Consider the following 11,491-nt stretch of genomic DNA (forward strand, 5'->3'; position numbering starts at 1 on the left):
TCCCTCCACGAATCAATCTTGACTGGCACGCGGCAAGGCGTAGCGTAGTCGCCGTGCTCGCCAGACTGAGTAAATTGGCCGTGATTCTCGCGCTTGTCGCGACGGTCGGCTTGCATTGGGTGGCGCTCCAAACGGTCGCGTGGACCACCATGCTGGCGGACAATCTTCAGTCCACTTCCATCGAGGAAGCCTTCGTCAAAACCTTCGATGGCAAACATCCCTGCCCTCTGTGCAAAGCCATTGCCGCCGGAAAAAAATCCGAGCGAAAGAATGAATCCACCGCGCCGTTGCAGAAATTTGAATTTCCTCCCACCACCGAAAATGTTGTTTTGATCGTGCGCGAACAATTTGACCTTTTGCCACCTGCAAATGTTCGCGCTGATACGCGCTCCCCAAGACCGCCGACACCTCCGCCCCGCACTCTTCCTGCCTGATCTTCTCATTCGTTTGCCGTCGTCGCGTGATGCCGGCATATAGGTTTTCCTTTTAATTTTGAAGCCCGCTCGCTGCGGATGCTTCGCAACTTTGAAGTTTCAGCCATGAAGAATAACCATAAAAAAATGTCCCCGCAGTTTTTGAAAAATGGATTTGGCATGTTCGCCATTTCCATCAGTGCCGGTATCATTATTAACCTGGGAGCGGCAAACGCCTCCGCGCACGGGTTTGTCGGCGACCGTTTTTTTCCGCCGACGATCGCCACCGACGACCCATTTGCAGTTGATGAATTACTGCTGCCGTCCGTTTCCCATATCAAAAGCCCCGGAGACGATGGCCCGGTCCGCACGACCGATATTGGTTTTGAATTCGACAAGGAAATCTTTCCCAAATTCGCGCTCGGCATCTCGGGAGATTATTTGCATTTGAAGCCGGATGACGGCCCGTCAGTTCACGGTTTCGACAACTTCACCTTGAGCGCCAAATACCAGCTTTGGCAAAACGATGAACACGAAGCCATTTTTTCCGTCGGCGGCGAGTGGGAAATCGGCGGCAGCGGCAACAAAAATGTCGGCGCGGATTCCACCAGCACATTCACCCCGACGATCTATTACGGCAAAGGTTTCGGCGATCTGCCGGACGCCGTGAAATACGCCAGGCCATTCGCCATCACCGGGACGGTGGGCGAAGATTTGCCCACGAGCGCGGATAATCCCAACGCTCTCGAATGGGCATTCGCACTGGAATACAGCCTCCCATATTTGCAGGCGCAGGTGAAAGACGTCGGCCTGCCGCGCGCGTTTAAAAATCTGATTCCCCTCGTGGAATTCTCCTTTGAGACACCGCAGAATCGCGGCGGCGGCCCGACGACCGGAACCATCAATCCCGGCGTGCTCTATGAGAACCGCTATTTCCAAATCGGCGCCGAGGCGATCATTCCCGTCAACAGCGCCACCGGCAATAACGTGGGCGCAGTCGTGCAGGTGGAAATATTTCTGGACGATATTTTCCCAAAACTTTTTGGACGCCCGCTTTTCGGAAATTAATTTGAAACGATAAAAATTTAACTTCAAAAAATTATGAAACATTTTGAAAAAGCTGGTTCGTTGCAACGCTGGGTAATCACCCTGTTTTTATTCGCCATCTGGCAGGCTCCCGCGTGGGCTCATGCATTTTTGGATCATGCCGAACCTCGGGTCGGCAGCGCCGTCGCACAATCGCCTGGCGAAATAAAAATCTGGTTCACCCAAAATATTGAAGCCGCCTTCAGTTCGATGGAAGTTCGCGATGCGCAAGGCAAACAAGTGGACAAAAAGGATTCGCATCTCGATCCACAGTCCAAATCGCTGCTGCTCGTCTCCGTGCCGGCGCTGGCGCCCGGGACTTATACTGTGGCGTGGCACGTCATTTCGGTGGACACGCATAAAACCCAAGGCCATTTCGAATTCACCGTGCGGCCCGGGCAAAAATAAGCCCGATGCGAACACTGGAAAAAGCGCCAACATGCCCGCCAGCCTGAATGCCTGGTTTATCCTGGCGCGCGCTGTTCACTACGGCGCGTGCCTGATTTTCTTTGGCATTTTTGCGTTTGACCGTTTCGTGGCGGCGGCGGTCGCCACCGAAGCCGCCGCGTACTGGAAATCTTGCATGCGCCGGTTCAGCTTGGTTTTGCTGCCGCTTATTTTTATTTCCGGCATCGGGTGGTTTGTCTGCGTGGCTGCCACCATGAGCGGCCAATCGCCGGAAATGGAAACCTTGAAATCGGTTTGGACCCAAACGCAGTTTGGCGATGTCTGGAAAACTCGGTGGATTTTTTGGTTCGCGGCCAGCGCGGCCGCGATTTGCCAATCATTCGAACTTCCGGCGTCATTTCAAAAAATCCTGATCTGGCTGCAACTCGTTTTCAGCGGCGTCATCCTCGGCAGTCTTGCCTGGACCGGGCACGGACTCGAAGGTTCCGCGGGGCATTTGATCGCCGATGTATTGCACTTACTCGTCGCCGGGTTTTGGCCCGCCGGACTACTGCCATTTACGTTGCTGCTGCGCAAACTCGTCCAGCCTTCGGCCATTGCTTCCGGCGATTCAATCTCAACTTTGATTCGCCGTTTCTCCGCCTGGAGTCTGGCCAGTGTCGTATTGCTGGCCGCAACCGGGTTCGTCAACAGTTGGTTCCTGGTCGGTTCGCTTTCCGACTTCATTGATCACCCATACGGACGTTGGCTGCTCGCCAAAATTATCCTGTTCGTTTTCACCGTCGTACTGGGCGCAGTGAATCTCCTGCGTTTGAAACCGCGTTTGACGATGAAAACCCCAAATTCTCCCGCCGCCGCCGCCGCGATTTCGGGACTGCAACTCAATGTGCGCTGTGAACTGTTTCTCAGCACCCTCATCATCATTGTCGTCGCGATTCTCGGGATGCTTCCGCCAACCTTCCGCTAGTTCCGCTTCAGCCGGATCCGTCATTAACTTTTGAAAAATCTGTGATGCGCCTGGAGCGTGTTGAATGATTCTAAAGGCGGGTGCCATTTTAATAATTTCTTTATGCTTAGGTATGGCATTTTAATTATCGTGCCCTGACGGTTCCGCTTATCTTGGCCTATGCTGAAACTTCAGCGCGAAATGCCGTTGCTGAAAAAATCCGCATCCCGAACTATCATTCTACCGTGAACGACGACGCCAGAGCGGACCCCGATAGTCTCCTGCAAGCCATCCAGCGGCAGGAAGGCCGGCCGCAGCGCGGGCATCTCAAGATTTTTCTCGGCATGGCCGCCGGCGTTGGCAAGACCTACGCCATGCTCGAAGCCGCGCGCAAACAACTTTCTCTCGGCACCGATGTTGTCATCGGCTATGTCGAAACGCACGGGCGCAAGGACACTGACGCCCTCGCCGTGGGCCTGCCGATGATCCCTCGTCGCGCCAGCGAACATCGCGGAATGTCTCTTTCCGAAATGGACGTGGACGCTGTGCTCGCGCGCCGGCCCAAGCTCGCGCTCGTGGATGAACTCGCCCACACGAACGCGCCCGGCTCGCGCCATCCCAAGCGTTATCAGGACATTCTGGAACTGCTCGACGCGGGCATTGATGTTTATACTTCGCTCAATGTCCAGCACGTCGAAAGCCGCGCGCAAACAGTCGAGGAAATCACCGGTTCGACCATGCACGAGACCGTGCCCGACAGCGTGCTCGATCAGGCGGACATCGAATTGATTGATATTTCGCCCGAGGATTTGATGCGCCGGCTTGACGAGGGAAAAGTTTATATGCCCGACCGCGCCGCCGTCGCGATGGTGAATTTTTTTCGCGAAGGTAATTTGACCGCGCTTCGTGAAATGGCGTTGCGCCTGGCTGCTGAGCGCGTCGGCCACGACGTCCGCGATTATTTACAGGTGATGCAAATCCAGGGGCCGTGGAAGACCGGCCATCGCCTGCTTGTCGCGGTGAGCCCAAGCCCACTCTCCGCGCAAATGATCCGCTGGACGCGCCGCTTGGCCGACAGTCTCGACGCGCAATGGATGGCGGTGCATGTCGAGTCTGCCCGGCCATTGTCCGAGACCGCGCAAGAACGGCTCAATAAAAATCTCGCGCTCGCCCGAGAACTCGGCGCGGAAGTGATTGCGACCGCTGACGAAGATTTCGCGCGGGGTTTGCTGCGCGTTGCTCGCCAGCGCAACGCCACTCAAATCGTCGTCGGCAAACCCGCGCGCGGCGGCTGGCGCCAATTTTTCCGCGCAAACAATTTCCTGAAACGTCTCGTGGTGGAAAGCGGTGACATTGATATCCACGTCGTGCGCGCGGACAAGTCCGAGACCGCCGTCAACGAACCGGCATTTCATTCGCACACGCGCGTGGCGTGGGACCAATATTTTCTCAGCGCGGGCGTCGTCGCCGCCTTGACCGTGCTGAATCTTTTTCTAACTCGCCTCATCGGTTACCGCGCGGTGGGTTTTGATTTTCTGCTGGCGGTGGTGGTGTTGGCACTTTTTATCGGACGCGGGCCGATCCTTGTCGGCGCGGCTTTGAGCGCGCTTTGCTGGGATTTCTTTTTTGTGCTGCCGCCCTACACTTTTTACATTCACGAGACTGAGGACGCGATGATGTTCGTGATGTATTTCATCGTGGCGATCGTGATGGGCCAGTTGATCGCGCGTTTTCGCGGCCAGGAAAAGGCCGAGCGCCGCCGCGAGGAACGCACCACCGCGCTTTATCTGCTCACCCGCGAATTGGCCGATGCCGCGACCGTGGATGAGATCGCCAGTGCGTTGGTGCGGCACGTCGGAAAATTATTGAATGCCGAAGTCGCCGTGCTGCTGGCCGAGAGCAACGGCAAACTGGCGCGCCAGCCGCAAGCGCCGAGCACGCTTGCGCTTTCCGAAAAAGAATGGGGCGTCGCGGTGTGGGTGTTCGAGCACAAACAAACCGCCGGGCAATTCACCGACAACCTGCCGCTTTCCGAAGCCCACTATTTGCCGGTTGCAACTTCGTCCGTCGTGCTGGGCGTGATCGGCGTGCGGTTCGCGCAGACCACCGCGCCCAGTCTTGAACAAAGTAATTTGCTCGAAGCCTTCGCGCGGCAGGCGGCGCTTGTGCTGGATCGGCGGCGCTTGCACGAAGCCGCCGAAGATACCCGCGTGGAAGCCGAGTCCGAGCGCCTCGGCAAGACGCTCCTCGATTCCATCTCTCACGAGATGCGCACGCCCATCGCCGCGATCACCAGCGCGGCGAGCGCGTTGGGTGACGCGAACCTGATGTCGCAACCCCAATTCACCAGTGCCATTGCGGGCGAAATCCGCGAGGCCGCCGCGCGGTTGAATCGGCTGGTGGGAAATCTGCTCGACAGCGCGCGAGTCGAGTCCGGCCATGTGAAGCCAAAAATGGATTGGTGCGATGTCAGCGATTTGATTAACGTCACGCTCAAGTCGGTCACGAAGGAACTGGCCGCGCACAAAATCGAAGTTACAATCAAACCCGAGATGCCGCTGGTGCGGATGGATTTTACGCTGATGGAACAGGCGCTGACCAATATACTACTCAATGCGGCATTTCATACTCCGGCGGGGACAAAAGTCGAACTGCGCGCCGAACGCGAGCGGGACGAATTGGTGTTGAGCGTGGCGGACCGCGGGCCGGGCATTTCGGCGGACGCATTGCCGAAAATATTTGGAAAGTTTTATCGCGCTCCGGGCGCGCTGACGGGCGGGTCGGGCCTGGGATTGGCCATTGCGAAAAGTTTTGTCGAGGCGCAGGGCGGTCGCGCGCGCGCGGAGAACCGGCCCGGCGGCGGCGCGATTTTCACATTATATTTGCCGATCACGGAACCGCCGGCATTTCCCAGGGAAGCTGTATGACTCAGGAGCGTTTGAATCCAGTGGTGCTCGTGATTGATGACGAAATCCAAATCCGCCGGCTGCTCAAGATCAGTTTGGAGGCGAATGGCTATCGCGTATTTGAAGCGGCCAACGGCACTACCGGTCTCGCGGAAGCCGCGCAACGCCGGCCGGATGTCGTCGTGCTCGACCTCGGTTTGCCCGACTTCGATGGCGTGACGGTGCTCAAGCGTTTGCGCGAATGGAGTAGCGTCCCGGTGCTGGTGCTTTCCGTGCGCGATCGCGAAGAGGATAAGATCGCCGCGCTCGACAACGGCGCTGACGATTATCTCACCAAGCCGTTCGGCACCGGCGAATTATTGGCGCGCTTGCGGGTCGCCCAACGCCACGCCAAGCCCGCGGAGGATTCGGTCATTTTTCAAAATGGCCATCTCGAAGTGGACTTGTCCGCGCGGCTGGTGAAAGTAAAAGGCAAGCCAATCAAATTGACCGCCACGGAATATGCGCTGCTGCAATTATTCGTGCGGCACGCGGGCAAGGTTTTGACGCACCGCCAAATCCTCAAGGAAGTTTGGGGGCCGACCTACGTGGAGCAAACGCATTATCTCCGGGTTTACATGACGCATCTGCGCGAGAAAATCGAAGTGAATCCTTCGCAGCCGGAATTGCTCATCACCGAGTCGGGCATCGGTTATCGGCTGATGGACAAAATTTAAAAGGATGGGCATCTTTTGGGGATGCTTAAGTTTTCTGGTTTTCGCAAAGCAAGCGTCGCGCTCCGATTCGGATTTTTGTTATTGATCTCGATCGCTAGCCCGCAACTACGCGCCGACGAATCTTCGCCTCACGGAAAACCGAATGTTAAAGCGTGGTCGGCCAAGCGCGAAGCCGGGCAAAAGGCTTTCGAGAAAAAAGATTTTTCCGCAGCTAAGGGATTTTTCACGGAAGCGCTCGAACAAGCGCGAAACTTTGATGCCAAAGATTATCGCCTCGCGGAATCACTCAGCGACCTCGCCGCTGTGGATGGGCGCTTGGGCGATTTGACCGAGGCGGAGCCGCTGTTTCACGAGGCCGCCGAAATCCGCCACGGAGATGCCAACGCGGGTTACGAATTGAGCGCGCTGTTCGGCTGGGGCGCGGTCAGCCAGGCGCTGAAGCATTTTGACGATGCCGCCACCGCCTATCAACGCGCCGAAGATCTTTGCTCGCGGAAGTTCGGACGCGACTCGGGCGAAACCGTGCTCTGCTCTTTTCGCCTGGGTATGGTTTATTATCACCAACGCGATTTTGCCAAGGCCGAACCGCTGCTCCGGCGCGCATTCACCTTGTTCCGAAATCCGGCTTCTAAAATTGTTTTCCGTAAAACCGACCCGATGTGGGGCGGCATGGATGTCTTTCGCGTGGAGTTTCGTCCGAATCACGTTTATGCCCTGCAAGCCATCGGCGCACTCACGCAGATTTATATCGCGGAGAAAAATCTTCCCGAGGCGGAGCGGGCGCTCAAGGACGCGCTCGATCTCGTGGATGAATATGCCGGGAAAGACGACCCGGAGATTCCCGACGTTCTCAGGGTATTATCCAATTTCTATTATTCGACCAGCAATTACGTTTCGGCTGAGCCGATTCTCCAGCGTTTGATGAAGATTCAGGACCGCAAGCAGGGCGCTAACGATGAAACGACCTTGTTCACAGAAGACCGGCTGGCGCAGGTTTACGCGCACGAAAACAAATCAGCTCAAGCCGAGTCGCTCTACGAAAAAATCATCGCGCAACGTGAAAAAAATTCCGGTCCGGAGAGCCGTGACACCATGATTGCCGTCGCCAATCTTGGGAAGCTTTACCTGGCCGAAGGCAAATATGAAAAAGCCGAACCGCTGTATCAAAGGCTATTCGCGCAAGTGGAAAAAAATTCCGGCGGCGATGTGGCGTTCACTCCGATTCTCGCCGACCAGGTAATTATCTACTCCAAGCTCGGCAAGGATGCGGAATTGGAAGCCGCGTTGCGCCGGCAAATTTCAGTTTTCGAAAAAATGTTCGGGCCAAATTCTCGCGCGCTCGTGAAGCCATTAACCGATTGCGCCCAGGTCCTGCGCAAACAAAAACGCGACGCCGAAGCGGAGCCGCTCGAAGCGCGGGCCAACGTGATCAAGGCTGCGCAGGCGAAATAGCCGGGCCTTGATTATTTCTGCGTCGCCAAATATTCCACAAGGTTGCGCAGATCGCCCTTCGACAATATTTTGGCGATGCCCTCCGGCATCGGCGATTGTCCCTTCACCTGCGTCTTGATATCGCTCTTCTTCAATTTCACCAGGGCATTGTCTTCGATCGAGAAAAGGCTGAGCTGCGTGTCGTCCTGGCTTTTCACCACGCCCGCATAGGTTTGGCCGGCTTTCATTTCCACCAGCACGCTCTCGAAGCCCGGCGCGATCACTTTGTTCGGATACAAAATGGATTCCAAAATATATTCGCGATCATGCCGTTTGATGATATCCGTCAAATCCGGGCCGACTGCGCCGCCCTCGCCCTTGATCTTATGGCAACGCACGCACGAGGCATCCGGACGCTCGAAGAAAATGCGTTTACCCTCGACGGCATCGCCGCCATAAAGCACCGCGCGATAGCCATTAAATTCATCATCCTTGGGCTGGCTGTCGGCGTATTGCTGGAGCTTCGCTTTTAGCAACGGCGTGTTGCGCGCGGTCGCCGCCGCCAGCACGTCGAATTGGATTTCCTTCTGCACTTTGCCGGCGTTGAGCTTGTCCATCCAATCGGCCAGCAATTTTTCCGAAGCCTCGCCCGGCGTCGTGCCGAGCGCGGTCAATGCGCCCTGCTTCTCGCCGATCGAACCGGTCTCGACCACCATGCCCAATTCTTCCACGGCGCCGCCCGGTTTCACTTTGCTGCGCCAGCGGTTGCCTTCCTTGTGCAAATCCTCGCTCGGATCGGCGAGCGCAACCCCGACGGCCTCCGTCAAATGCGGGTCGCCAAACTCGCCGAGCACATGCAACGCCGCCACGCGCACATTGTCCTTGAGATGTTTGTCCGCGACCGCCGCGCGCAAGGCTGGCGCGGAATTGGTGATATATAATTGGCGCACGGCCAGTATCGCCGTGATCTGCGCCTGTCCCGGCGCGTCGTGCAGTAATTGTGGCAAAACTTTTTCCAACACTTGTGCCGCCGGATGCGGGTCGCGCCTGGCCAATGGGCGCACCATGCCGGTCAGGCGGTCGCGCTGATCGGGGTCATCCCACGTGCCCAGATCCTGCAAGGCTTCACTGCGCAATTTTTCGGGCGCGCTATGATTGAGCGCATAATCGCCCAGGGCTGCCGCATTTTTTTCGCTGCCCAGGCGGTAATTGGCGTTGACGATGCGCCAGTCGAGCATTTCGTTGCCGGTCGGATGATCAATCATTTCGGCCAGTTGCGGCAACGATTCGGTGATAGGCAGATCGTTGATCGCGCGCGCGGCTTCGAGCACGATGAGTTGGTCGGAGTCATGCAAAAATTGTTCAACTTGCGGCAGATGACGCCGACGCATCACCAGCAGCGCGGCCATGCGCACCGAGCGCGACGGGTCTTTCGCGAGATCCAGCAAGGGGGCGACTTGAATTGTGCCCAGCAAGCCCATCACACCGGCGTGCCGGAGAAAAACATCCTGATCGGCATTCGTGCGCAACATCTCGACGAGTGGAGTGACGGCGGCCTGATTGCCGAGTTTACCAAGGCTCAACGCGGCGAAGAAACGCACGCGCAGGCTGGCGTCGGCCAGAGCGTTGGTAAGCTTATCAAACGCCAGCGCAAAATGCGCTTCGCCCAAAACTTTTGCCGTTTGCGCGCGCACTTCGGCGTCTGCGTCGTTGAGCAAGGGAAGCATCTCGCGCATGACATTTGGGCGTGAGCGGCCAATTTGGCCCACGCCCCAGATGCCATGCAAACGCGCCAAAGCGTTTGCGTCTTTGGCCGCGATGCGCGTCAGCGCGGCAGTGTATTGGTCATCACCCGCGAGCGCGCGGTCTACCATTTCAAACTGGGCTTCCTGGCGGACGCGTTGATCGGCGTGGCTGAGAAGTTTTTCCAATTCCGCCGGCGGACGCTTTTCCATGCCGTCGGCGATGATCTTTTTCGTTTCCAGCACGAGCGGAGTGTTCACGAAATTTGTGTTGGAGACGCGATAGATGCGGCCCAGCGCGGACTGCGGCCAGCCGCGCACCCAGTCCGTCACAAACAACTGGCCGTCCGGGCTGAAATCGCAATCAGTCGCGAGGATGTGCCAGAAAAAATGATCGTGATCAATCATCGTAAAGCCCGCGCCCTTCGCGCTCACGCCGAAAGAATGCACGCCGCTGTTGACACTCGCGCCGCGAAAATCGCACAGGAAAAAATGATCGTCGTAGGCGGGAGGAAAGCCGATGCCCGGATTGTGCGCCAGTCCCGACGGGCCGTCGCCGAGGTACGCAATCGGCGGCACGATATACGCCGCCTGTTCGGGAAACTGCGTATGCCAAAGATTCTCGGAATTCCACACGCCGGCGGCCGTTGTCTCGCTGAATTGATTCGCCGTGCGCCAGCCGCTGTCGCCGCCCTCGACGACATACACAAGACGCGCGGCATCGCCGTGATCGCAATTATTATCGCCGGTGAAAAGATTTCCGTGATTGTCGAACGCGAGTTCCTGCGGATTGCGTACGCCGTAGGCAAATACTTCGAGGTCGGACCCGTCGAGGTTGCAGCGCAACACCGAACCCATCTCCGAATAATCGAGATGCTTGCCTTCATGCGTGATCACGTTCAGTGCGCGGTCGCCGATGGTGAAATAAAGTTTGCCGTCCGGGCCGATGCGTAAACCGTGCAAATCGTGGCCGGTATAGCCAAAACGCACGCCGTAGCCGTAGCTCAACGACTTGCGATCGGCGCCGTTCGTCTCGGACAACTGCCACAAATTCGGGATGTCGGTGTAATAAATTTCGCCCTTGCGCGCCAGGATGCCGGCGCCGATGCCGTCAAGAATGGTATTGAAGCCGCTCGCAAAAACTTCCGCGTGATCTGCCATGCCTTTGCCGGAACGGTCCTCGACGAGTTGAATGATTTCCGATTCGCGCGTGAGTTCATTCGTTTTATCGCCGAGATATTTTTGCAGCAGTTTCACGCGATCCTCCACCGTGCGGCTGGCCAGATCGTCGAAATACATGTTCATGTGGTCGCGGATGTCATACACGCTCGTCTTGTAACGAAACGTCTCGGCGACAAAAACACGGCCCTTTTCGTCGAACGTGAAAGCGACGGGATTCTCCAGTTGCGGCTCCTTCGCCCACAAATCAATCTTGAAACCGTCCGGCACTTTGAATTGCTTGATCGCGAGTTCGGCGTCAATCGGCGCGTCCGAACCGCGCTGGTTGTTTTCCACGTCTGCCGCGTGCAGCGCGAAAGAAAAGCAAATGGTGGCGATCGTTCCGAACACTCGGCCGGCTTTCAGAAATGGTTTGGAGGCAAACATGTTTAATAAGCATAAACCGGCAAAGGGCGGAATCAAGCACCCAAAATTGAGGATAATTTCCTGGGAGTTTTTAGCCACTGATTGAACACGGACGAAACACGGATTGATAAGAAATGGAACGGGCATCGGTGGTGAGCGCCAAATTTCCTGCGGACCGCGGGTCTATGACCCGCAGCTATGTAAGAATGAGATTGCCGCTCAAGGCCGATTCGAGAACGGCTTGACCGTATGTACGTTG

Annotated in this window: 8 protein-coding genes; 7 read left to right on the forward strand and 1 reads right to left on the reverse strand. The window is 56.9% G+C overall.

The annotated features are described in order from the left end of the window. Positions 1-80 precede the first annotated feature (80 nt). From VH413_06480 to VH413_06510, 7 genes are all read left to right on the forward strand, one after another. Positions 81-434, forward strand: coding sequence for a hypothetical protein (locus VH413_06480; protein HEX3798332.1), 354 nt, complete (start codon positions 81-83; stop codon positions 432-434). A gap of 105 nt (positions 435-539) precedes the next feature. Continuing rightward, on the forward strand, positions 540-1,481 hold the full coding sequence (locus VH413_06485) for a hypothetical protein (protein ID HEX3798333.1): 942 nt from the start codon (positions 540-542) through the stop codon (positions 1,479-1,481). Between the two features lie 33 nt (positions 1,482-1,514). Further along, a complete protein-coding gene (locus tag VH413_06490) occupies positions 1,515-1,907 on the forward strand; it encodes a copper resistance CopC family protein (protein ID HEX3798334.1) in 393 nt (130 codons plus the stop codon). 31 nt (positions 1,908-1,938) lie between these two features. Continuing rightward, positions 1,939-2,874 (forward strand): CopD family protein, encoded by a 936-nt coding sequence (locus VH413_06495; GenBank protein HEX3798335.1) that lies wholly within the window; start codon positions 1,939-1,941, stop codon positions 2,872-2,874. A gap of 224 nt (positions 2,875-3,098) precedes the next feature. Next, a complete protein-coding gene (locus VH413_06500; GenBank protein HEX3798336.1) occupies positions 3,099-5,780 on the forward strand; it encodes a sensor histidine kinase KdpD in 2,682 nt (893 codons plus the stop codon). Then, positions 5,777-6,475, forward strand: coding sequence for a response regulator (locus VH413_06505; protein HEX3798337.1), 699 nt, complete (start codon positions 5,777-5,779; stop codon positions 6,473-6,475). Before VH413_06500 ends, VH413_06505 begins: the two co-directional genes overlap by 4 nt. 21 nt (positions 6,476-6,496) lie before the next feature. Next, the gene (locus tag VH413_06510; protein HEX3798338.1) at positions 6,497-7,927 is read left to right on the forward strand and encodes a tetratricopeptide repeat protein; all 1,431 of its coding nucleotides are present in this window, start codon (positions 6,497-6,499) and stop codon (positions 7,925-7,927) included. An 11-nt stretch (positions 7,928-7,938) separates the two neighbouring features. Here the strand turns inward: VH413_06510 and VH413_06515 are convergent, their stop codons facing one another. Continuing rightward, positions 7,939-11,253, reverse strand: coding sequence for a HEAT repeat domain-containing protein (locus VH413_06515; protein ID HEX3798339.1), 3,315 nt, complete (start codon positions 11,251-11,253; stop codon positions 7,939-7,941). Positions 11,254-11,491 lie beyond the last annotated feature (238 nt).

The organism is Verrucomicrobiia bacterium, assembly GCA_036268055.1.
Lineage (GTDB): Bacteria > Verrucomicrobiota > Verrucomicrobiia > Limisphaerales > Pedosphaeraceae > DATAUW01.

Excerpts from the sequence above, each read along its gene's own strand:
- VH413_06485 (HEX3798333.1), top strand. The coding sequence starts at position 540 with ATGAAGAATAACCATAAAAAAATGTCCCCGCAGTTTTTGAAAAATGGA.
- VH413_06490 (HEX3798334.1), top strand. The coding sequence starts at position 1,515 with ATGAAACATTTTGAAAAAGCTGGTTCGTTGCAACGCTGGGTAATCACC.
- VH413_06495 (HEX3798335.1), top strand. The coding sequence starts at position 1,939 with ATGCCCGCCAGCCTGAATGCCTGGTTTATCCTGGCGCGCGCTGTTCAC.
- VH413_06505 (HEX3798337.1), top strand. The coding sequence starts at position 5,777 with ATGACTCAGGAGCGTTTGAATCCAGTGGTGCTCGTGATTGATGACGAA.
- VH413_06510 (HEX3798338.1), top strand. The coding sequence starts at position 6,497 with ATGCTTAAGTTTTCTGGTTTTCGCAAAGCAAGCGTCGCGCTCCGATTC.
- VH413_06515 (HEX3798339.1), bottom strand. The coding sequence starts at position 11,253 with ATGTTTGCCTCCAAACCATTTCTGAAAGCCGGCCGAGTGTTCGGAACG.